At 73.7% G+C, this 21545-nt stretch carries 25 protein-coding genes; 21 read left to right on the forward strand and 4 right to left on the reverse strand.

Features of this window, described 5'->3' with window-relative positions; all coding sequences use genetic code 11:
• The first annotated feature begins 79 nt into the window (after nucleotides 1-79).
• Nucleotides 80-1702, forward strand: coding sequence for a stealth family protein (locus ACSTA4_RS29400; protein WP_444961911.1), 1623 nt, complete (start codon nucleotides 80-82; stop codon nucleotides 1700-1702).
• 40 nt (nucleotides 1703-1742) lie between these two features.
• On the opposite strand, the gene ACSTA4_RS29405 is transcribed toward ACSTA4_RS29400, so the two are convergent.
• Nucleotides 1743-2480: a L,D-transpeptidase family protein gene (locus tag ACSTA4_RS29405; protein ID WP_444961912.1), complete on the reverse strand. Its 738-nt coding sequence runs from the start codon at nucleotides 2478-2480 to the stop codon at nucleotides 1743-1745.
• 152 nt (nucleotides 2481-2632) lie between these two features.
• On the reverse strand, nucleotides 2633-3625 hold the full coding sequence (locus ACSTA4_RS29410) for an ACT domain-containing protein (protein WP_444961913.1): 993 nt from the start codon (nucleotides 3623-3625) through the stop codon (nucleotides 2633-2635).
• Nucleotides 3626-3990: 365 nt separating this feature from the next.
• Here ACSTA4_RS29410 and ACSTA4_RS29415 point away from each other — a divergent pair, with 365 nt between their 5' ends.
• Entirely contained in the window at nucleotides 3991-4407 is a 417-nt protein-coding gene (locus ACSTA4_RS29415) for a hypothetical protein (protein WP_444961914.1), read from the forward strand.
• Nucleotides 4408-4424: 17 nt separating this feature from the next.
• On the opposite strand, the gene ACSTA4_RS29420 is transcribed toward ACSTA4_RS29415, so the two are convergent.
• Nucleotides 4425-4982 carry a hypothetical protein gene (locus ACSTA4_RS29420; RefSeq protein WP_416026110.1) on the reverse strand — a complete coding sequence of 186 codons (558 nt, stop codon included), beginning with the start codon at nucleotides 4980-4982 and terminating at the stop codon, nucleotides 4425-4427.
• Nucleotides 4973-5521: an RNA polymerase sigma factor gene (locus ACSTA4_RS29425; protein ID WP_444964304.1), complete on the reverse strand. Its 549-nt coding sequence runs from the start codon at nucleotides 5519-5521 to the stop codon at nucleotides 4973-4975. The genes ACSTA4_RS29420 and ACSTA4_RS29425 overlap by 10 nt, the downstream gene beginning before the upstream one ends.
• Nucleotides 5522-5730: 209 nt before the next feature.
• On the opposite strand from ACSTA4_RS29425, the gene ACSTA4_RS29430 reads away from it, so the two are divergent.
• From ACSTA4_RS29430 to ACSTA4_RS29520, 19 genes are all read left to right on the forward strand, one after another.
• Nucleotides 5731-5922 (forward strand): hypothetical protein, encoded by a 192-nt coding sequence (locus ACSTA4_RS29430; protein ID WP_444961915.1) that lies wholly within the window; start codon nucleotides 5731-5733, stop codon nucleotides 5920-5922.
• A 173-nt stretch (nucleotides 5923-6095) separates the two neighbouring features.
• Nucleotides 6096-6599: an Asp23/Gls24 family envelope stress response protein gene (locus ACSTA4_RS29435; protein ID WP_444961916.1), complete on the forward strand. Its 504-nt coding sequence runs from the start codon at nucleotides 6096-6098 to the stop codon at nucleotides 6597-6599.
• Nucleotides 6600-6653: 54 nt separating this feature from the next.
• Entirely contained in the window at nucleotides 6654-6839 is a 186-nt protein-coding gene (locus ACSTA4_RS29440; protein ID WP_047870890.1) for a hypothetical protein, read from the forward strand.
• Nucleotides 6836-7318 (forward strand): Asp23/Gls24 family envelope stress response protein, encoded by a 483-nt coding sequence (locus ACSTA4_RS29445; protein WP_444961917.1) that lies wholly within the window; start codon nucleotides 6836-6838, stop codon nucleotides 7316-7318. The genes ACSTA4_RS29440 and ACSTA4_RS29445 overlap by 4 nt, the downstream gene beginning before the upstream one ends.
• Before the next feature lie 19 nt (nucleotides 7319-7337).
• Nucleotides 7338-7976, forward strand: coding sequence for a DUF6286 domain-containing protein (locus ACSTA4_RS29450; protein WP_444961918.1), 639 nt, complete (start codon nucleotides 7338-7340; stop codon nucleotides 7974-7976).
• A gap of 2 nt (nucleotides 7977-7978) precedes the next feature.
• The gene (locus tag ACSTA4_RS29455) at nucleotides 7979-8743 is read left to right on the forward strand and encodes a hypothetical protein (protein WP_444961919.1); all 765 of its coding nucleotides are present in this window, start codon (nucleotides 7979-7981) and stop codon (nucleotides 8741-8743) included.
• Between the two features lie 487 nt (nucleotides 8744-9230).
• Entirely contained in the window at nucleotides 9231-10031 is an 801-nt protein-coding gene (locus ACSTA4_RS29460) for an ABC transporter permease (RefSeq protein ID WP_444961920.1), read from the forward strand.
• Nucleotides 10024-10860 carry an ABC transporter permease gene (locus ACSTA4_RS29465; RefSeq protein WP_444961921.1) on the forward strand — a complete coding sequence of 279 codons (837 nt, stop codon included), beginning with the start codon at nucleotides 10024-10026 and terminating at the stop codon, nucleotides 10858-10860. Before ACSTA4_RS29460 ends, ACSTA4_RS29465 begins: the two co-directional genes overlap by 8 nt.
• A 2-nt stretch (nucleotides 10861-10862) precedes the next feature.
• Complete coding sequence (locus tag ACSTA4_RS29470) at nucleotides 10863-11858, forward strand: ABC transporter ATP-binding protein (RefSeq protein WP_444961922.1); 996 nt, start codon at nucleotides 10863-10865, stop codon at nucleotides 11856-11858.
• Nucleotides 11859-11945: 87 nt separating this feature from the next.
• Entirely contained in the window at nucleotides 11946-12449 is a 504-nt protein-coding gene (locus tag ACSTA4_RS29475) for a hypothetical protein (protein WP_444961923.1), read from the forward strand.
• A gap of 117 nt (nucleotides 12450-12566) precedes the next feature.
• Nucleotides 12567-13475, forward strand: a complete 909-nt coding sequence (locus ACSTA4_RS29480) for a DMT family transporter (protein ID WP_444961924.1) — start codon at nucleotides 12567-12569, stop codon at nucleotides 13473-13475.
• Nucleotides 13476-13874: 399 nt separating this feature from the next.
• The gene (locus tag ACSTA4_RS29485) at nucleotides 13875-14459 is read left to right on the forward strand and encodes a hypothetical protein (protein WP_444961925.1); all 585 of its coding nucleotides are present in this window, start codon (nucleotides 13875-13877) and stop codon (nucleotides 14457-14459) included.
• Nucleotides 14460-14568: 109 nt separating this feature from the next.
• Nucleotides 14569-16035, forward strand: coding sequence for a PepSY-associated TM helix domain-containing protein (locus tag ACSTA4_RS29490; RefSeq protein WP_444961926.1), 1467 nt, complete (start codon nucleotides 14569-14571; stop codon nucleotides 16033-16035).
• A 159-nt stretch (nucleotides 16036-16194) separates the two neighbouring features.
• Complete coding sequence (locus tag ACSTA4_RS29495) at nucleotides 16195-16569, forward strand: hypothetical protein (protein WP_444961927.1); 375 nt, start codon at nucleotides 16195-16197, stop codon at nucleotides 16567-16569.
• Complete coding sequence (locus ACSTA4_RS29500) at nucleotides 16559-18163, forward strand: ATP-binding protein (RefSeq protein WP_444961928.1); 1605 nt, start codon at nucleotides 16559-16561, stop codon at nucleotides 18161-18163. The genes ACSTA4_RS29495 and ACSTA4_RS29500 overlap by 11 nt, the downstream gene beginning before the upstream one ends.
• Complete coding sequence (locus ACSTA4_RS29505) at nucleotides 18160-18819, forward strand: response regulator transcription factor (RefSeq protein ID WP_013155784.1); 660 nt, start codon at nucleotides 18160-18162, stop codon at nucleotides 18817-18819. Before ACSTA4_RS29500 ends, ACSTA4_RS29505 begins: the two co-directional genes overlap by 4 nt.
• A gap of 286 nt (nucleotides 18820-19105) precedes the next feature.
• Nucleotides 19106-19723 carry a DUF4956 domain-containing protein gene (locus ACSTA4_RS29510; protein WP_444961929.1) on the forward strand — a complete coding sequence of 206 codons (618 nt, stop codon included), beginning with the start codon at nucleotides 19106-19108 and terminating at the stop codon, nucleotides 19721-19723.
• The gene (locus ACSTA4_RS29515; RefSeq protein WP_444961930.1) at nucleotides 19720-20622 is read left to right on the forward strand and encodes a polyphosphate polymerase domain-containing protein; all 903 of its coding nucleotides are present in this window, start codon (nucleotides 19720-19722) and stop codon (nucleotides 20620-20622) included. Before ACSTA4_RS29510 ends, ACSTA4_RS29515 begins: the two co-directional genes overlap by 4 nt.
• A gap of 345 nt (nucleotides 20623-20967) precedes the next feature.
• The gene (locus ACSTA4_RS29520) at nucleotides 20968-21528 is read left to right on the forward strand and encodes a hypothetical protein (RefSeq protein ID WP_444961931.1); all 561 of its coding nucleotides are present in this window, start codon (nucleotides 20968-20970) and stop codon (nucleotides 21526-21528) included.
• Nucleotides 21529-21545: the final 17 nt, after the last annotated feature.

The raw sequence follows: 21545 nt of genomic DNA on the forward strand, positions 1-21545 counted from the left end.
AGAAGATGACAACGGGACGGATCACCCAATGTGGAATATTCCCTACTATTTCCGGAGAGCCAGGCGAATACTCAGGAGAATGGTTCCGCTCCCGGTCAGGAAGGTGTTCTTCCTTCCGGTCTCGTGGAGGCACCGCAGGAGGGACCCGGAACTCACCGTGACGACCTACCGGCGCGAACCCGTGCTCGCACGGCGCTGGTCCGGCCCCTTCGACATCGAGGACTTCGTCGCCCGGCGGACGAACCGCTTCGCCGACCTCCTGCGTGAACGGGGGATCGACTACTTCCTCTCCCGGTCCAACGGCGTGTACCACCGCTCGGTCGCCGTGTCCGAGGAGGACAGGGCCGAGGTCCTCGCGGTCCTCGCCTCCCGCTACAGCCTCCGCGGCTCGTACGTGAGGACTCCGGCCGGGTACCGGCCCCTGTCCCCCTTCCGGCTGCGCCGGCTCCGCCGCGCCCCGGTGATCCGGCTCGGGGAGCACGTCGTCGGCGGCCGGGGCCCCGCGGTCGTCGGCCCCGCCCACGGCTTCACCGTGGAGTTCTGGCAGGAGGGCGAGCGGTTCCTGGCCTCCCCCGACCGTGAGGAGAGGCTGGACCGGCTCCGGGTCGTGGCACCCGAACACGTCCTGCGGGAGTCGCTCATCGCCCCGCAGCCCAACCCGGTGAGCGAGGTGATCCCCGGCAGGGGCCGGGAGTCCGCCGAGGTCAGGGTCGGCGACCGGACCCATCCCACCCTGGACGCCTTCACCTGGGAACTGGCCACCGACCTCACCTTCCCGATCGACGCCGTCTACACCTGGGTCGACGGGGCCGACGAGGCCTGGCGCGCCAGGCGCGACGCCCACCTCGGGGCGAACACCCCGGCCAACCCGGACTCCGCCTCCGACTCCCGCTACACCAGCCGGGACGAACTCCTCTACTCCCTGCGTTCGCTGGAGATGTTCGCCCCCTTCGTGCGCAACGTCTACATCGTCACCGACGGCCAGACGCCGCCGTGGCTGGACACCGGCCATCCACGGGTACGGGTGGTGGACCACACGGAGATCTTCGCCGACCCGTCGATCCTGCCGGTGTTCAACTCGCACGCCATCGAGTCGCAGCTGCACCGCGTCGAGGGCCTGGCCGAGCACTACCTGTACCTCAACGACGACGTGTTCTTCGGCCGGCCCGTGTCCCCCTCCCTCTTCTTCCACCCCAACGGGCTCGTGAAGCTGAACCCCTCCCCCTACCGCTTCGGCCTGGGCGAGGTCAGCGAGGAGGACCAGCCCGTGGACGCCGCCGCCAAGCGCAACGGCGCGCTGCTGGAGAGGCACTTCGGCAAGGTGCCCGTGTCCAAGTTCAAGCACACGCCCATCCCGCAGCGCCGGTCGGTGGTCCGGGAGCTGGAGGAGAGGTTCCCCGAGATCTTCGTGCGGACGGCGGCGTCGCGGTTCCGGCACCCGGACGACCACTCCGTGCCCTCGTCCCTGCACCACTACTACGCGCTGTTCACGGGCAGGGCGGTGATGGGCGGGCTGCGCTACACCTACCTCAACCTGGCCGACCCGGACGCGGTGCGGCACCGGACCGGGGCACTGCTGGCCCAGCGCGACTTCGACACCTTCTGCGTGAACGACACCACGGAACCGGACGAGGCGGCCGAGCGGCACGTCGAGGAGTTCCTCGGCGACTACTTCCCCTTCAGAAGCAGTTTCGAGAGGTGAGGGGCGGGGCGGCCCGGCCGCGGCCGGGCCGCCCCCCGGGTCAGCGCACCAGGACGGTGGTGTGCACGTCGATGTTGCCGCTCTCCCAGAGCCAGTCCATCGCGGCCAGGCTCACCCGGGCGCATCCGTGGGAGGCGGGCTGGGCCGGGACGACCGGGTACCCGTGCACGGCGATGCCGCCGTTGAAGTACTTCGGTCTGTAGAGCGCACCGTAGGGACCGGGGTCCCAGGCGTCGACCTCGCGGAAGACGGTGTAGGTGCCGGTCGGGGTGGTGGCGATCCGCTCGGTGCCGTCCGAGGACTCGTAGGGCTGACCGGATCCGGTGGAGGTGTTGAGGACTCGCTCCACCTCGCCGCCGGAGACCACCAGCAGGAGTTGCCGGTCCAGGTCGATCTCCAGCAGGTCGCCGGAGGTGCTCTGGGCCTCGGGGAGCACGCCCTCGGCGAGGGCGGCGCGGGTGGCCGGGCCCACGACGCCGTCGCGGGCGATCCCGGCGGCCTTCTGGAGCGCCACGACGGCCTGCTCGGTGTGGAAGCCGAACTGGCCGTCCACGCCGTCGATCCAGTAGCCCAGTTCGGCGAGGCGCTCCTGGACGGCGCTCACCCCGGCCCCGGAGCTGCCCTGGCGCAGTTCCGGTCCGGCGCTGACCGAGGCCGGTGCGGCGTGCGCGGCCGGAGCCGCCACGACGGCCCCCAGGAGCAGGGCGAACGCCGCGGCCACGGCCAGGAGGAGGGTCTGTTTCGGGTGCTGTGTCGGGAGGAAACGGGGGGTTGCCATACGTCCTCCTTACCCATCCGGCGCGCGGTTCTCCCCGCCGCGCGGGACTTGTGGACAACTTCCGTCCCCGTGTGGGGGCGGACGTGCGCGGACGCGCCGGCGGTTTCCCGGGCCGCGCGTCCGCCGCGACGGCGGGCGGCGCCCGACCGGGTTCAGCGCCCTCCGGAGTCCGGGCTGTGCGAACGCGCGTGCAGGGACGAGGCGACGTGGGCCAGGGCCCGGCACCGGGCGAACTCCACGGCGGTGAAGGGGATGACCTCACGGCGGACGGTCAGGACACCGCCGTCGGGCGCCGGAAGGGTCATGACCGTGCCGGACAGGTCCTCGCGGGCCGTTCCGGCGGGCGGTTCGGCGGTGTGCTCCACGGCCCGCGCCGAGGCCAGGGACAGCAGCGAGCGCTCCAGCGTGGTCGCCCCGGTGACCAGGGCGCTGACCAGGGCGAGCGTGCGACTGGTGGTGTCGCTGAGCTCGTGGACGTCGGCGCGGCGCACGGCGGCGTCGCGTCCGCCCGCCTCCCGTACGGCGGTGTACATGTCGCCCTCTCCCACGTGCGCGGGAGCGCTCACGAAGAACTCGTCCACGGCGTCCGCCCCCGACGGGTGCACCTGCATGAGCCGGATGTCGATCCCGAGGGCGGCGAACCGCGCGGTGAGCGCGGCCAGGCCGCCGGGCACGTCCGCGACCGTCGCACGGACGCTCCACAGCAGGTCGTCGGACGGGGCGCGCACCGGTTCCCCGCCCGCCGGGGAACCGGCCGGAACCCCGGGCCCGTCCCCGGCGGGCGGTCCGGCCGGGTGGTGGTTCCGGAAGGGTCCGCGGCCATCGGCCGATCCGGTGTCGCCGGGCGTCCCGGCGCTCCCCGGCGCCCCGGCGCTCCCCGGCGCGTTCACCGCCCCCGGGTCCCGGGGCGGACGGGGAGCGGACGCGGCCTTGTGGCGGCGCCACCGGTGGACCGCGGAGAGCGCGAGCAGCAGCAGTCCCACGGTGATCAGGACGCGGACGCCCGCGTCGCTGTGCCCGAGGGAGAGCACCACCAGGTGCGCCGCACCGGCGGCGAGGAGCAGGGTGCCCAGGTCGAGTGCCTCGCGGCCGAAGAAGCCGTGGCGGTGGTCGTCGGTTCCGTGCTGTCCTTCGGAAACGTCCATGGACCGAAGATCCCAGGGCGACGTTGCGCCCGTTCGCCCGTGCGTGAAGGACCGGTAACAACGGAGAGTGACTCCGGCCACTTCCGCGTGCGGCGCGCGCCCCCGCAGCGGACGCGCCCGGAGGCGGACACCTCCCGGCCGCACCGGGAAACGGCTGCCGCACCGGCGTTCCCGCGGCCGTGACGCTCTCAGGAAGCCCGCCCGAGCAGCAAGGACGTCGGCCGTCCCGGCTTCACGCACACGGAATGTGCCGTGTCGCACAGCGCTTCTACCGTGAGGTGGAACGGCACCGGTGTGTCCTCCCCATGACGACATCCTCCCGTTGGACGCGTTCCGTCCACAGACGCATGGAGCACACGGAACACATGAACCGCGACGTGACCAGGACCGGACCGCAGGACAGGGCCCCCGATCCGCACCCGCGAACGATGAGCGGCTCCGAGGCGCCGGTGCGCACACTGCGCGCCCGGTCCCCGCTGCCGCTCCTGGTCACCGGGGCCGTCGCCGCCCTGGTGGCCCTCCTGGCGACCGCCGAGATCACCACCACCCTGGCGGGCAGCCCGCTGCACCACCACGCGTGGATCTGGTTCGACACCCACGGCCACGAAGAGCTCTGGGCGACTCCCGAGACGATGCTCTCGTCCGCGCTGTTCATGTCCATGGGGCTGACCGTGGTCGTGCTCGCGCTCGTTCCCGCGCGCGGCGACTGGCTGGCGCTGTGCGACGACGGCGTCCGCCCCGCCGACGGCGTGCCCGGCCTCCGCCTCGAAGCGGAGGAGTAGGCACACCGGTCACGGCCTCATCTGCCCCGGGCCGGATCGTCCAGGTCGACGACATCGATGTCCAGGCGGGCGACCGGCAGGCCGAGCCGCTGTTCGGCCAGGGAGCGCATGGCGCGCCGGGCGGCGTCGGCGGCGTCCGGGATGGGGAAGCCGACGGCGACACGCGCCGTGGCCCGGACGGAGAGGCCCTCGCGGGTCTGCTCGACGCGGCAGCGGCCGACCACGACCCCCGGGACGGACTCGACGGAGGTCCGGAGCATGGCCGCCACGGCCGACTCCCGGACCTCGGTGCCGCCGGGGCCGGAGCCGCTCAGGACGATCGTCCCCTCGGAGCGGCGCTCGGCGCGCACCACGCGCATGACGTCCGTGAGCAGCCCGGGAGGAGCGGTGACCTCCTCCTCGTCGTCCCGGCGCACCGCTTCGACGAGCGGGCGCAGCTCACCGGCCTCCGCCAGGCAGTGCTGGCAGGAGGACTCGTGCTCGGTGAGCCGACCGGACAGCAGGTCCCTCAGGAGTGCGTCCACCGAGGTTCCGCAGGGCAGTCGGTCGTGGTCGTCGGACGGGTCTACCGCCATGGCTCAAGCGCCTCCACGAGATGGGTACGCGCGCGGTGAATACGTCCACGCACAGCGGTCGGGGTCGTGTCGACGATCTCCGCTATCTCTTCATAGCCCAATCCTTCCATTTCGCGCAGAACCCAGCAGATCCGTTGCGGGGGCGACAACCCCGACAGCGCTTCGAACAGCGCCTCGCGCAGGTCGCCCGCGAGCGTCTCCCCCGCCGGTCCGGGTTCCCGTGCCTCCAACCGTTCGTCGTCCTCCACCGGTTCCACCGGCCTGCGGTCCCGCAGCATGTTCAGGGCGCGCCGTCCCACGATGCGGTTGAGCCAGGCGGGGAAGCTCTGCGGGTCGGTGAGCTCGGGAAGCCTGCGCCACGCGGTGATCAGGGCCTCCTGGGCCGCGTCCCGAGCGTCGGCGGGATCGCGCAGCACACGCAGGGCGATCCGGTAGACGACGTCCTGGTGCCGACGGACGAGGTCCTCGAACGCCCTGTCGTCCCCGTCCTGGGCGCGCTCCACGAGCACGCTCTCCGGAAGTGCGGTTTCCCTGTGCATCGTCGCTGCGGCCACCCCTCCCCGTACACGAGCACAGAGAAACTACCCCAGGTTTCCGCCGAACACGGCGGTCCCGCACCCGCGCCTCCCCCACACTAGTAGTGACACAGATCACACGAAAACGGCCGTGAGCCTACGGCCCTTCCCCGTGTCCTCCCCTGTGACGGCGCCACGAGGGGTGGCGCCGAGCGAGCGAGGAGAGCACCGCCATGGGAGAGACCAGGTTCAGCCTCAGGAGGACGGCCGCCGGGCGCGCCGCCGAGGCGGCCGTCCTGGCGGGGACTCCGCCCCTGGCCCGCACCCCCGACGCCCCGCCGGAGCACGCCCGGACCGACAGCCGGGACGTGGTCGTCGACGCGGCGGCCCGTTTCACGGCCTCCTCGCGCGACCGAGCGCGATAGAGGCCACAACACCGCCGGAAGAGGAGTCGGCGGCACCGCCCGGGGAAGACCGACAGTCCAGCTCAGAGCGGCCCCGACGGCCCCGCACGAAGGACCGGCGGACGGGCCCGCCCACGGCGGGCCGCCCGTCTCCACCCCTGACCGAACACCCGAGAACACGAGGAGAACCGACCATGGCCGCGAAGAGCGCCCAGAGCAGTGAACTCGCCCCCGCCGAGCTGCGCGAGGCGGGCAGCGCGGGCAACGTCCCCGTGCGCGCCCAGCACTCCCACGAGCTGAACACCGACACCGGGCGCACCTCGATCGCCGACCACGTGGTCGCCAAGATCGCCGGTATGGCCGCCCGGGAGGTCCGGGGCGTCCACCACATGGGCGGCGGGGCCGGACGCGCCTTCGACGCCGTCCGCGAGCGCATCCCCGGCTCCACCTCCACCAGCACCGCGGCGCGCGGCGTGGCCGTGGAGGTCGGCGAGCGCCAGGCCGCGGTGGACATCAACCTCGTCGTCGAGTACGGCGTCTCGATCCCGGACCTGGCGGCCGTCGTGCGGCGCAACGTCATCTCCGGTGTGGAGCGGATGACCGGCCTGGAGGTCACGGAGGTCAACGTGACCGTGGACGACATCCACCTGCCGGACGAGGAGGAGAGCCGTTCCACCGCCGAGCCGAGGGTCAGGTGACGGCGGAGCGGACAGCGGCACACCGGCAGACACGACGTGAGGGAGTGAGGACCCATGTGGTCGATCGTCGGACTCGCCTTCGGGGCGGTCCTCGGCCTCGCCGCCGCCTTCGGGGGCTTCGGAGCCTTCCTCCTGGTCCTGGTCCTGGGAGCCGCGGGCTTCCTGGCGGGCAGGGCCTACGAGGGCGAGATCGACCTCGCGGAGCTGTTCACGCGCCGTGAGCGCGGTGGTCGCCTGTGAGCGCCGCCGAGGCCTTCCCGGGGAGCCGCGGACCGGCCCCCGGGGAGGACGCCGCGGGGGCCGGGGCGGCGGCGGAGGCCGCCGGAACGCCCGGCGCGCGTGCGCGGTCCGGCGCCGAGCCGGACCGGTACGCGCCCCGGGTGCCGCCCGAGGAGCGCGGCACCACGGTCGTGTCCGACCGGGCGGTCCGCCGCCTGGCGTGCGCGGCCGCCGCCGAGCACCGGTCCACCCGCCCCTTGGGCGACCGGCTGGGCGGGCTGGTGGGCGAGGACCGCAGGGCCCGCGCCGAGGTGCGCCGGGGCGGCTCCCGCGTGGGGCTGCGCCTGGAGATCGCCGTCGCCTACCCCTCCCCGCTCGCCCGCACCGCCGAGGAGGTCCGCGCGCACGTGGCCGCCACGGTGGAGGGCCTCACCGGGCTGACCGTCCACAGCACCGACATCGAGATCGTCGAACTCGTACCCGCGCCGCGGGTGCGCTGAGCCATCGGAGGAAGCGGAGATGACTTCCCTCCAGGAGGAGGCGCGGACCCACGGGGCGTCCGCGGACCCGGGCGGCCCCCCGCCCGGGGGTCGGCGCGGGGACCCCGGGGCCCGGCGGACCGCGGTGAGGGTCTTCCGGCCCCGGCGGTCGCTGCCCGCCGTCGTGGTCGCCGCCTCGGTGGCGGCGGTCTCCGGGCTGGTGCTCGCCGTGATCACCGCGAGCATGGTCGGCGCGCCCGCGCCGTTCCCCGCGGTGGACGGCATGGCCGCCCGCGCCGCCACGGTCCCGTGGGAGGCGCCCGAGACCATGCTGGCCTCGGGGGTCGCCGCCGCCCTGGGCCTGACGCTGTTGACCGCGGCGTCGCTGCCCGGGTACGGCGGCCACCTGGTCCTGCGCACCGACGACCGGGACATGGCCGTGGGCCTGTCCCGGCGGGCGCTGCGCGACATCCTCGCCGTCTCGGCGCGCGGGGTGGACGGCGTCCGCGGAGCGCGGGTGCGGGTGGGCCGCCGCACGGTGCGGGTGCGGGCGCGCACGCACGTACGCGGCGCCCACTGGCTGAGGCGGGACGTGGACGCGGCCGTGCGCCGGAGGCTGGAGGAGCTCGTTCCGGTCCGCGCGCCGAGGGTCCGCGTCCGGGTGCGGGAGGAGGCGTGAGCATGGACGGACAGCGATCCGCACCGGAGCCGGAGCCGTCCGGCACGGGCGACGCGGGTACGGGCGGCCCGGGCACGACCGACGGGGGCACGGCGGCCTCCGACACGACCGGCACCGGTACGACACGCGCCGACGCGTCCCCCGGGCACGCTCCGACCCGGTCCACGATCCGGGGCTTCCCCCACCGCCGCAGCAGGAGGACCGCGCGGGGCAACCGGCTCGGGCTGTTCCTCACCGGCCTGGTGCTCCTGGTCGGCGGCGCGGCCGGGCTCGCCGTCGGCGGCGGGCTGTTCGGCGACGGCCCCGCCGCCGCCCCGCTGACCGGCCTCGAACCGGTGGCACGGGCCCTGGCCTGGCCCTGGGCACCCCACGCCGCCGCGGCGGTCGCGCTGGTGCTCACCGTGCTGGCCGTGCGCTGGCTCCTGCTCCAGGGCCGCGCGTACCGCCCGCGCAGGCTGCTCGTGGGCGCGGACACGGCGGCGGGGCGGACCGAGGTGTCGCCGTCCGCCGCAGGGGAAGCCCTGGTCGCCCAGCTCAGCACGCACCCGCGCGTGGTGCGCGGCAGGGCGAGGTTCACCGAGTCCGCGCGGGAGCCGCGCCTGTGGCTCGACCTGGTGCTGACCGAGGACGCCGATCCCGTGGAGGTGTGGCACGCCTGCCGGGACGAGGGGGTCGACTCCCTGCGCGAGTCCCTGGAGCTGGAGCGGCTGCCCACCGTCGTGCGCATGTCGGCCTCGGGGCGCAGCGGGGGCAGAGACCTCGCCTGACACGTGCGCCCCACGGGGAAACGGAAGCCGGGACCCCGCCCGGCCCCCGTACGCCCCACCGGACACACGCGAACGAGAACACCGCCCGTCCCGCGCACCCCGCTGAGGGGGAGCGGGCGCGGACGACTCACCTGCCCCGCACCCCCGCCGGGGGGAGGCGGGAGCGAGAACCCCGCCCGGTCCGTGCGTCCCCGTTGAGGGGAGGGGGCGTGACCGGGCGGGCGACGGGGGCGGCGCGGTCCGCCGGTACAAGGGGAGACACCGGCGTGACCCCGCCCCCGTCATCACACCCGTGTTCCGTACGCCCCGCTTCCGCCGTGATCGGAACCGGCGGCGGCCCCGCGTGTGCTATCTTCGCCACTCGCGGCGACCCGGACCTGAGCCCCGTGCGTCAGGGACGTGCCGGACCCCCGTGTCTCCCCGGCCCCCGGTGTCGAGACCGGTAGTTCACCACCTGCACGTCTCGACACACCAGGAGTCCACGCCCGTGCGCGTCTACTTCGCGGTGTACGCCCGAGGGCTGCACCGCTACTCCACCTACCGCGCGGCCACGGTCGCCGGCATCTTCACCAACTCCGTCTTCGGCACGATCAACGCCACCGTCATGCTCGCCCTGTTCGCGGCGCGCCCCGAGATCAACGGCTACGACGCCGGGGACGCCGTCACCCAGGTGTTCGTCAGCCAGGGTCTGGTCGGCATGGTCGCCATCATGGGCCCGCCCCTGGAGCTGGGCGAACGGGTGCGCTCGGGCGCCGTGGGCACCGACCTGCTGCGGCCGGTCTCCCTCCAGGCCTGGTGGCTGGCCGAGGACCTGGGCAGGGCCACGTTCAACCTGGTCTTCCGCGGGGTGCCCACGTTCGCGGTCGGGATGGTGCTCTTCGACCTGGAACTGCCCGGCGACCCGCTCCGCTGGGCCGCCGTCCTGCTGTCCGCCGTACTGGCCACGCTGGTCTCGTTCGGGCTGCGCTACCTGTACGAGCTGGCCGGTTTCTGGATCCTGGACTCCAGCGGGATCTGGGCGGTGGCCGGGCTGCTCGGCCCGGTGGCCGCCGGGATGCTGCTGCCGCTCACCCTGTTCCCCCCGGCACTGGCCGACACCCTGCGGCTGCTGCCGTGGGCGTCGATGGTCCAGATCCCCGCCGAGATCATGCTCGGCAAGAACACCCTGCCGGGCGGCACCGTGCTCGGCGGGCTGGCCCTCCAGGCGTGGTGGGCCGCCGCCCTGTTCGGCCTGGGCGCGTGGGTCACCGCCCGCGCGACCCGCAGGGTGGTGGTCCAGGGTGGCTGACCTGCTCTCCCGCGCCCGCGAGTCCGTGGCCTGGCCGCTGCGCGCCTACCTGCTGCTGGCCTGGACCTGGTGCCGGGCCCTGGCCCAGTACCCGACCTCGCTGGTGCTGATGACCCTGGCGACCTCGATCGGGGTGTTCGCCGAGATCGGCGCCGTCCTGGTGGTGTTCGGCCACGCCGGGCGGCTGGCGGGGTTCGACCTCACCGAGGGGCTGCTCATCGCCGGGCTGGCCGCGACCGCCTTCGCCTGCGCCGACATGATCCTGGGCAACGTCGAGCGGCTGGGGGAGCACATCCGCACCGGGTCGCTCGACGTGATGCTGGTGCGCCCGGTGCCGCCGCTGGTGCAGATGGCGACCGACCGGTTCGCGCCGCGCCGCCTGGGCCGGATCGTCCCTGGCTCGGTCGTGACCGTCTTCGCCCTGGCCGCGTGCGACATCGACTGGACCCCCGGCAAGGTGCTGATGCTGCCGCTGCTGTGGGTCTCGGGGACTGCGATCTGCTGCGCGGTCTGGGTCATCGGGGCGTGCCTCCAGTTCCTCGTCGCCGACGCCCGGGAGGCGGCCAACTCGGTCACCTACGGCGGGCAGGCCCTCACCGAGTACCCGCTGGCCATCTACGGCCGCGACCTCGTGCGTGCGGTGACCTTCGTACTGCCGCTCGCCTTCGTCACCTGGCAGCCCGTCCTGTACCTGCTCGACCGCCCCGACCCGACGGGGCTGCCGGACGCCCTGCGCCACGCCACGCCCCTCGTCGCCGCCGTCCTGTGCCTGGTCGCCGCCGCCTGCTGGCGCTTCGGGCTGCGCCACTACCGATCCTCCGGGAGCTGAGCATGACCTCCGTCCGCGGGTCCGACGCGTCCGACGCCGAACCGATCATCGAGGCCGTCGGCCTGGGCCGCGACTTCGTCCTGTCCGAGGGGCCGTTCCTGCGGCGCAGGCGGCGCACCGTCAGCGCCGTGCGCGACGTGAACCTCACCGTGCGGCCCGGTGAGATCGTCGGTTACCTGGGTCCCAACGGCGCCGGGAAGAGCAGCACCATGAAGATGCTCACCGGCATCCTCACCCCATCCTCCGGGCGCCTGCGGGTGACCGGCCTGGAGCCCTCCCGCCAGCGGACGAGACTGGCGAGCCGGATCGGCGTGGTGTTCGGCCAGCGCACCACCCTGTGGTGGGACCTGCCGCTGCGGGACAGCCTGGAGCTGACCCGGCACATGTACCGCGTTCCGGCCGCCGACCACGCCCGCCGCCTGGCCGAGATGACCGAGCTCCTCGAACTCGGGCCGTTCCTGGCCACCCCCGTGCGCCAGCTCAGCCTGGGCCAGCGCATGCGAGGCGACCTCACCGCGGCCCTGCTGCACGGCCCCCGGCTGCTGGCGCTGGACGAGCCGACCATCGGCCTGGACGTGGTCAGCAAGTCGAGCATCCGCGAGTTCCTGCTGCGGCTCAACGCCGAGGAGGGCACGACCATCCTGCTGACCACGCACGACCTGGGCGACGTGGAGCGCCTGTGCGAGCGGGTGGTGGTCATCGACCGGGGAAGCCTGGCCTACGACGGCGGTCTGGACGGGCTGCGCGCGAGCGTGCCCGCACCGCGCGTGCTGGTCGTGGACCTGGCCGAGCCCGCCCCGGACATCGAGGTGGAGGGCGGCCGGTGCGTGCGCGTGGACGGCCCGCGCCAGTGGCTGGAGCTGTCGGAGAACCCGGCGGCGGTGATCGCCCGCGTCGCCCAGCGGCACGAGGTGGTCGACCTGACCCTGCGCGAGCCCGACATCGAGGGCGTGGTGGCCGCGCTGTACCGGGGGGCGGCCGTCGGCGGCGGAACGTAGCGCCGTCGGCGGGTGGCGCGCGCACCACCCCCGGAGGGGAACGGACACCATGGAGACCGCGCCCGCTTCCGGAGAATCCTGGAGGGCATGAGAAATCCTGAGACCGCGCGAGAGACGGTTCCCGGCTCGGTGCGCAGGACGGTTCCCGGTCCGGTGCGCTGGGCGGCAGCGGCGTGGGCGACGGCGGTGGCCTGCGGCGTCGCCGAGAGCGCAGTGGCGCTGGCGGGCATGGTGTCGGCGGGTGAGGGCGTCCCGTGGCCGGGGCTCGCGCTGCGCCTGACGGTCTACACGTCGGCGGCCCTGGTGGTGGCGTGGTTCGCGCGGGGCCACCGGTGGGCGCGGGTGGCCCTGGTCATCGGGCTCGGCGTGGTGGGTGGCCTGGGAACGCTGGTCGCGCCCGTGGTGCTGGCCGTGCTGGGGGGCGGCGGGGTGCTCGACGCGATGGGTTACGGGTCGCACGGGCCGCTGTACCTGGCGCTGCGGATCTGGCACATCGCGTCGGTGGCGGCGGCCGTCGTGCTGGCGTTCGCCCCTTCCGCGAACCGCTTCTTCGCCAAGGCCCCCGGGCGGTCGGAAAGCGCGCCGGTGTAGGGGACGAGACCAGGGGCGGGTGCGCCCGTTCCCCCGTGCGGTCGGAAAGCGCTCGCTGGCCGCGGTTTTCCGGCCCCCGCGGCGAACCGGGCCGGGGACGGCGGGATCATCGCTGTCATGGAATCAGGCGTGGTGTCGGGAATCGCGTTCGCGGTGCTCTCGTGTGCGGCCTACACGGCCGCCGCGGTGGCCCAGCGCAGGTTGGCGGTACGGGTGGCCGGGCCGCTCACCGGCGGTGGACAGCTCGCGGCCCTGCTGCGGCACCCGCTGTGGTGGCTCTCGCTGCTGTTCAACGGGGGCCGGGCCGGTTTCCAGGTGGCGGCGGTGAGCAACGCGCCGCTGACCGTGGTGCAGCCGCTGGGCGTGCTGGTGCTGGTGTTCGGCATCCCGTGGTCGGCCCGGCTGGGCGGGCGCCGTGTCACCCGCGAGGAGTGGCGGGGGGCCGCGTTCACCTCGGTGGCGCTGGGCGTGCTGCTGGCGGTGACGGTGACCGGCGGTCAGGGCGGTGTCCTCGACGACACCGGCTCGGTGGTGGTCGGCGGCGGGACGACCGCGCTCCTGCTGGCGGCCGCGTGGGCGGCGGGGCGGGTCCGCTCGGCGGCCTGGCGCAGCTACCTGCTGGCGGGCGCGGCGGGTGTGGCCTTCGGGGTCTCCTCCGCGACGGTCAAGACGGCGGTGGCGGTCATCGGGGAGACCGGCGCGATCGGGCTGGTGCACGCGTCCTCGCTGGCCACGCCCGTGATCGCGGTGCTCGGACTGTTCCTGGCACAGGCCGCCTACCAGGGCATGGAACTGGGCGCCCCGCTGGGGATCACCACCTTCACCAACCCCGTCTCCGCCACCGTGGTGGGCGTGGCCTTCATGGGCGAGACCTACGCGGGCGGGTGGATCGGCGGCGCGGTCGCGGTGGTGTGCGCCCTGCTGGCGGCGTACGGGATCCGGCTGCTCACCGTTCCGCAGGGCCCGGCTCCCGAGCGGGAGCCGCGGAGGGAGCCGGAGTCCGGAAGCGTGGCCGGGGAGCGCTGAGCGGTCGGCGGCCCCGACCGGAGGCAGGGTCGGACGCGGCCATTGCGTTGGCGGCGCAGGGCTGTTCGCGGGCCATTTTCCGTTGGCCCGGAGGTGACGAAACCCTTTGCGTAGCCGATCGCGATTTCGTTGCGTTGTTTCGTCACCCGAAAACGCGTTCGGTCACACCCTGCCGGGCGTCCGCCCGGAGGCGCAGCCGACCGGCCGGGGCGGTGCCCGCCGGGGTGCCCCGCCCCGGGGGCCGCTCCGGTCGGGCGGAGGCCGGTGAATTCCGGGGCCGCACGGCGTGATCGGGCCGCGTCCCGGCGGAGAACGCGACCCCGCGTGCGCGCGCTGTTATGGGAACGCTCCCAAAAGGGGGGATGGGCACCCTCGGGAATCTGGGGGATACTGACCGCCATGGCCGGTACGGTCCCGCTCCGACTGCCTCGCGCCACGGTGTTCGCCGCGGTGTGCACGGGCGTGTCCTCCACCGGCCACGTCCTCGCCTCCGGACACGCGGTGTCGCCGCTCGGCCTCGCGGCGGGGTTCGTCCTCGTCCTCGCCGTCGCCCACGGGCTCTTCCGCTCCGAGCAGCACCTCGGCCCCCTCGTCGCGACGACCCTGTGGGGACAGACCGCCCTGCACCTGCTGTTCGCGGTCGCCTCACCCGGCGGCTCCGCGTCGCACGGCGCCGACCACGCGGCCGGTTCCGGGGCCCTGGCCGGAGCCGGGGTCGGGGCGGACATGCTCCTCGCCCACGCCGCCGCTGGGGTGGTGTGCGCGTGGTGGCTGCGCCAGGGGGAACGGGCGGCCTTCGCCCTCGTCGACCTCGTGCGCTCCCTGTTCCGCCGTCTGCTGGTCCTCGCCTCGACCCCCGCCGTTCCCGCGCGCCGCGGTCCCGCACGGCTCCGCGGACGCACGCCGCTCCGGCACGGCGTCGTCCTCCTGTTCCTGCGGCACGTCCGGATCCTGCGCGGACCGCCCGCGGCCTTCCTGTTCTGAACCACCCGCCGGTGCCGCCAGCGCCCGGCCTCCACCGACACGTCGGTGCCCCAGGCGTGCCCGCACACCCCCCGGGCCGCCCCGAACCAGACCCAGGAAGGTCGCCCCCATGACGTCCCATGCCCCCGACCGGCTCGACTCCCCCGAGCCGCCTCCCCCTCCGAACCGCCGCTCCTCCGTCTGGGCGGCCCTGCGCCAACTCCTCCTACGCCTGCACTTCTACGCCGGAGTCCTCGTCGCGCCGTTCATCGCCGTGGCCGCCCTCACCGGACTGCTGTACGCGTACGCGCCGCAGCTGGAGCAGGTGCTCTACGCCGACCAGCTCCGCGTCGCCCCCGGCGACAGCGCGCTGCCCCTCCAGGAACAGGTGGACACCGCGGTCGCCGCCCATCCCGAGGGAACGCTGAGCGCAGTGCGCCCGGGCACGGCCCCCGACGAGAGCACCCGCGTCCTGCTGGACGTGGAGGGGCTCCCCGAGAGCTACCGGCTCGCCGTCTTCGTCGACCCCTACAGCGGCGAACTCCTCGGCGAGACGACCAGCTACGGCAGCAGCGGCGCGCTGCCCGTGCGGTCGTGGCTGTCCGAACTCCACCGCCACCTGCACCTGGGAGAGTTCGGCCGCCTGTACGGTGAACTCGCCGCGAGCTGGCTGTGGGTGGTCGCGCTGGGCGGGGTCGTGCTGTGGACCGCGCGCCGTCGCAAGGCCCGCCGTCTGCGCCGCACCCTGCTGCCCGAGCCCTCCGCCAAGGGACGGAACCGGACCATGTCCTGGCACGGGTCGCTCGGCATCTGGGCCGTGGTCGGCCTGCTGATGGTGTCCGCCACCGGGCTGACCTGGTCCCGGTTCGCCGGGGCCAACGTCACCGACATGCGGGTGGCCCTCGGCTGGACCACGCCGTCGCTGTCGGCGCCCGCCCCGTCCGAGCACGCGGACCACGAGGAGCAGTCGGACCACGCGGGCCACGGTGACCACGGCGGGCACGGCGACCACGCGGACCACGGCTCGGGCGGGCAGGACGTGGACCTGGACAAGGTCCTGGAGTCGGTGCACGCCGCGGGGATCGACGGTCCGATGGAGATCTCGGTGCCCGTGGAGGAGGGCGCGCCCTTCACCGTCCAGGGAACCGGGCGGAGCTGGCCCGTGCACCAGGACGCGGCGGCCGTGGACGCGACGAGCGGCGAGGTGGTCGAGGAGCTGCGGTTCGAGGACCACCCCTTCGTGGCCAAGCTGGCCACATGGGGGATCGCCTTCCACATGGGCCTGCTGTTCGGCCTGCCGAACCAGCTCCTGCTGACGGGGATCGCCCTGTCCGCGCTGTTCCTCGTGTTCTGGGGCTATCGGATGTGGTGGCTGCGCCGCCCGACCCGGGACACCGCGTTCTCCGTGGGACGGCCGCTCGCCCCGCGCGGGACCTGGCGTGGGCTGCCGTGGTGGTGCCTGGCCCTGGTCGCCGCGGCGGCGGTGGGCGTCGGCCTGTTCCTGCCGGTGTTCGGGGTCTCCCTGCTGGCCTTCCTCGTGGTGGACGCGGCCCTGGGCCTGCGGCGCACGCGCCCGGAGTCAGTCCCGAAGCCGTGACCGCGCCGCCGGGGCCGGACGCACCCGCCGCGTCCGGCCCCGGCGGGCCCGCCGTTCCGCGCCGAACCGCCGACGGGCGCGGATGAAGAATTCCTCATGTTCGTTTCATCTCGTATTCCCCCGCGCCCGGAAGGCTCGGGGAGTATGAGATCACCACTGTTGTTGCTGTTAGCGGGCACCGTCGCGGCCTTCCTGGTCGCGGGTGCGGTCCTGGTGTGGGCGATGCCCGAGCGCACCCCGGACACCGCCGCCCCGGGTGAGGTGGTGGTCGGGGAGTCCCCCGGCGCCAGCCCCGCCCCTCCCTCCGACGAGGACGTCGTCCCTCCCCCGCCGCCGATCACCGACCACGACGGCGACGGGACCCCCGACGCGGAGGACCCCGACCACTCCGAGGCGTCGGACGAGCCCTCGCCGTCCCCCTCCGCGACCCCGAGTCAGGCCCCCGCTCCCACCTGCGGTGACGGCAGCGGCGATGATGATGACGACGACTGCGACGATGACGGCGACTACGAGGGCGGCGACGATGACGACTGAGGGTCGTTACGACGGGGACGCCCCGACCGAGGACCTCAGCGGCGTGGTCGGCGGGAACACCTGGGGCGCGTCGGCGCACACCGACATGAACTCCACCATGGTCATGAGGGGCCCCCAGCCGGAGGTGCCGCAGAAGCGGCGCATCCCCGCCAGACTCCTCATCATGGCCTGGGTCGTCCTGCTGATGGCCGCCGTCCTCGTCCTGGTCAACATCCTCACCTGGAGCGCGCTCACCGCGCGCAACGACGAGCGCGTGGACAGGGCGCTGTCCCAGGAGATCGGCGAGTTCCAGGAGTTCGCCGCCGTGGGCGTGGACCCGAACACGGGTGAGCCCTTCACCGACGTCTCCACCCTCATCCGGCTCCACCTGGCCCGCCAGTACCCCGACCGGGCCGAGATCCTGTTCGGCTGGGTGGAGGAGTCGGCCTCCGGCGGAGGCGCGGGCGGCGCCCCGGACGCCGGGGCCCAGCCCGGACGCATCCGCCAGGGCCAGGAGCCGCCCTTCGACGTGTCCGCGGATCCCGCGATGGTCGCGGAGGTGCTGGAGGCGTCCAGCGCCCGAGGGACCCTGGACACCCCCGCCGGTCCGATGCGGTGGGAGAAGATCCGCGCCCTGCCCCCGGGCGGCGGCGCCGACGCCGCGGGCTCGGGGTGGTTCGTCATCGGCTACTTCACCGAGGCCGACGAGGACACGGTCACCTCCACCACGCAGACGATCGCGCTGGTCAGCCTGGCCGGGCTGATCGCGGCGAGCACCGCGGCCTGGTGGGTGGCGGGCCGCTTCCTCGCGCCCGTGCGCCTGGTCCGGCAGACGGCCGCGCAGATCACCGAGGAGGACCTGACCCGGCGCATCGACGTGTCCGGGCGGGACGACATCGCCGCGCTCGCCGAGCAGTTCAACAGCATGCTGGACCGGTTGGAGGGCGCCTTCACCGCCCAGCGGCAGTTCGTGGACGACGCCGGGCACGAGCTGCGCACGCCCATCACCATCGTGCGCGGCCACCTGGAGCTGATGGGCGACGACCCCGAGGAGCGGCGCGAGGTCGTGCGCCTGGTCACCGACGAGCTGGACCGGATGAGCCGGATCGTGGAGGACCTGCTGCTGCTCGCCAAGGCCCAGCAGCCCGACTTCCTGCGCGAGGAGGAGGTGTCCCTGGCCGAGCTGACCAGCGACATCGACGCCAAGGTGCGCAGGCTCGGCGACCGCGACTGGCGCCTGGAGTCGCTGGCCGAGGGGGTCGCCCTGCTCGACCCGCAGCGCGTCACGCAGGCCGTGGTACAGCTGGCCGCCAACGCGGTGCGGCACACCGAGCCGGGTTCGACGCTGCGCGTGGGCTCGGGGTTCAGCGGCGACGACGTGCTGTTCTGGGTCTCCGACCAGGGGCCCGGCATCCCTGCCGAGGAGCACGGCCGGATCTTCGAGCGCTTCTCGCGGGGCAGCGGGGCGGCCAGGGGGGACCGGGGCGCCGGTCTGGGCCTGGCCATCGTCCGCGCCATCGCCGAGGCCCATCACGGGCGGGTGGACCTGCGTTCCGCGCCGGGCGCCGGTTCGACGTTCACCCTCGTCATCCCCACCGGAAAGAGGTACGTGTGAGTCGCATCCTCATCGTCGAGGACGAGGAGCGGATCGCCTCGTTCGTCCGCAAGGGCCTGGACGCCAGCGGGTTCACCACCACCGTGGTGGGCACGGGGGCGGAGGCCGTGGACTACGCGGTGACCGGCGGGTTCGACCTGATGCTGTTGGACCTGGGCCTGCCGGACACCGACGGGTTCGACGTGCTGCGGCGCGTGCGTTCGCTGGGCGTGGACATACCCGTGGTCATCCTGACCGCGCGCGACGGCGTGCGGGACACGGTGACGGGCCTGGAGATCGGGGCCGACGACTACGTCACCAAACCGTTCCGGTTCGAGGAGCTGCTGGCCCGGGTGCGGCTGCGGATGCGCAACGAGCGCCCCACCGAGCTGACGGTGCTGCGCGCGGGCGGCCTGGCCCTGGACCTGCGCACGCGGCGGGTGGCGGTGGAGGGGACGTCCGTGGACCTGACCGCGCGCGAGTTCTCCCTGCTGGAGCTGCTGATGCGCCACCCGGGCCAGGTGCTCACCAGGCAGCAGATGCTGTCGCACGTGTGGGGCTACGACTACGACCCCGGGTCGAACGTGGTGGACGTGTTCGTGCGGGCGCTGCGCCGCAAGGTGGGCGCGGAGCGGATCGTGACCGTGCGCGGGATGGGTTACCGGTTGACCGGATGAAACGGGTGACCCGCGTGATCCGGGCGGACCGGCGACCCTGTGCCCCGAGCGATCAGCGTGACGCGGGCGGCCTGAAGCGGCCCGGTGTGACCCCGGATGACCGGCGTGCTCCGGGACGGCAGGGCCCCGGTGTGCGGCGGGCGATGTCCCGGTGACGAGGGGGCGGAGGTGTCGGTGACGCCTCCGCCCCCTCGCCCGTGTCACGGATGACCGACGCATGACAAACATGAGGGTTCCCTCATCCACTCCTCATGGGTTCCTCACCGCCCGTCCAGAGGATGAACACATGTTCTGGTTCGCACTGGCGGTCAACACGACCGCGATCATCGTCCTGTCGTACGCCATCTACTTCCGCCGCCACGGACGACGCGACCTGCTGCTGGCCTACGTGGCGCTCAACACCGGCATCTTCGCCGTGGTGTCCATGCTGACCAACCAGGAGGTCGGCCTGGCGGTCGGCTTCGGTCTGTTCGGCGTGCTGTCGATCCTGCGCCTGCGGTCGGACCTCATCAGCCAGGGCGAGATCGGCTACTACTTCACGGCGATCGCCCTGGGGCTGGTCAACGCGGTGGCGGCCCCGATGCCCTGGGTGCTGCTGGGCCTCAACACCCTGCTGCTCACCGGCATGTACGCGGCCGACCACCCGCGCCTGCTCTCGCGGCACGAGCGCCGCATCCTGACCCTGGACGTGGTGCACGAGGACCCCGTGGCGCTGCGCCAGGACCTGGAGGCGCGGCTGCGCGGCCGGGTCACGAAGATCGAGGTCACCGAGGTCGACTACGTGCGCGACCTGATGATCGTGGACGTGCGGTTCCGGGCGCCCCGGATCGCGTCGGCCCCCGGCTCCGGACGCGGGTTCGGACAGGGCTTCACCTCCGTGGCGGGACGGACGGGACGCCGATGAGCACAGCCGTCCTCGCCCCCGCGCAAGCCCTCGTCACCGTGGAGACACCCATGACCCTGGACGCCCTCAGAGCCGTGGAAACGCCGGCTCCGTCGGACGTTCCCTCCCCGGTCCTCGCGGGGCTGCGCCCGATGTCGCTCGCCGAGATCAACGAGCGCGCCGCCCTGGTGACCCGGACCTGCCGCAAGTACCTGGTGCCCGTTGAGCTGCTGGAACCGCTGTTCGCGTCCGCAGGGGACCGGTTCGGGGTGCTGACCATCGACGGGCAGCGGGACTTCCGGTACTCGTCCACCTACTTCGACACCCCCGACCTGCGGACCTTCCACGACCACCGACAGGGGCGGCGGGTGCGCTTCAAGGCCCGGACGCGCACGTACGTGGACACGGGGACGCGCATGTTCGAGATCAAGCTCAAGGGCGCACGCGGGATCACCGACAAGACGCGGATCGCCTACACGGGGCCGCCGGACCGGATGACCCCCAAGGCCCGGCGGTTCCTGGACGACACCCTGGTCTCGTACGGCATCGAGGCGCCGGACGTGCTGAGGGCCAGCGCGGTGACCGACTACCGGCGCACGACGGTGGTGGCCTTCTCGGGTGAGGAACGGGTGACGGTGGACACCGGCCTGGTCGGCTACCGGGCGGGCTGGTCGGTGCGGATGCGCCCGGAGGCGGTGCTGTTGGAGATCAAGACGCGCGGCGGGCTCACCGCGACCGAGCGCAGACTGCACGAGCACGGGGTCCGGGAGGCGCGGTTCACCAAGTACGGGGCGACGGTGGCCGCTCTGGAGCCCCGGCTACGGGGCAACCGGTGGCACCGGGCGATGGGCGCGTGCCTGGACCACCCGGCACCGTGCACCCTGGAGCGGGCGCGGGTGGGGGCAGCGCTCGTTCGCTGACCGGCCGCCGACGGGCGCGGGAACCCACCGCGCCCGGCTCTGGCCGGTTCGGCCGAGGCCGCCCGGACACCTCGTGCGCGAATACTTTCAATTCCGGCATGAGGGATTTTTTGGATAGGGCCAGCAGTTAGTGCTGGCCCCTTTTTCATGCCCGCTGAGCTGGCATTACATAAGGCCGTAGAAGTTTTTTCGGCCGCCTCGCGGGAAACGTGCTACGTCCGAACAGGCGTGCCCTAATCTGGCTGCGAACACACAACTGAACCCACACGATGACCCCGCAACGGTTAACTGCCGTTCGGGGCCGTGGCCAGCAACTCAACACCTTTAGACAAGGAACCTGCCAGCATGCGCCAGTTTAGCGCTGCCGTTCTCAGCCGTGCCCTCGGCCCGCTGATCGCCTTCCTCTCCGCCCCCTGCGGACGCCACTCCACGGTGGCCGGTCGCCGCCGACGCCGCTCCACCCGCGTGCGGCGCTACGTCCCCGCCCCTCCCCCGGCCCCGCTTCCACCTCCCCGTCTGGCTCCGCCCAGCACGTCCTTTCCGGCCGAGGACATCGCCCTGGTCAGGCCCTACTTCGCCGCCCACGAGCGCTCACGCGCCGCTGTGTCCGGCACCCGCGCGCCCCGCGTCCCGGCACCCCGTGTTCCCGAACTCCGGACCTCCGCCGCGCCCCGGGGCCCCGGCCTCGCCTCCGAGACGGAGGAGGTCCGGCGCGCGTTCGCCCTCGCCGTGGAACGCGCCGCCGCCCTGCGCCAGCAGTGGAAGGACGACCCCGGCGGCGACCTGCTCGGTGAGCCCGCGCCCCGTTCCGGGGTGGTCAGGGCCGCCGGACCCCGGGAGCGGTACGTGCTCTCCGGCCTGCCGCACACCCGGCTCGACCGACAGCGCCAGGCCGCGCCCGCGTGACTTCAGCACCGACAGCA

The sequence above is a fragment of the Nocardiopsis sp. M1B1 genome (genome assembly GCF_052466615.1).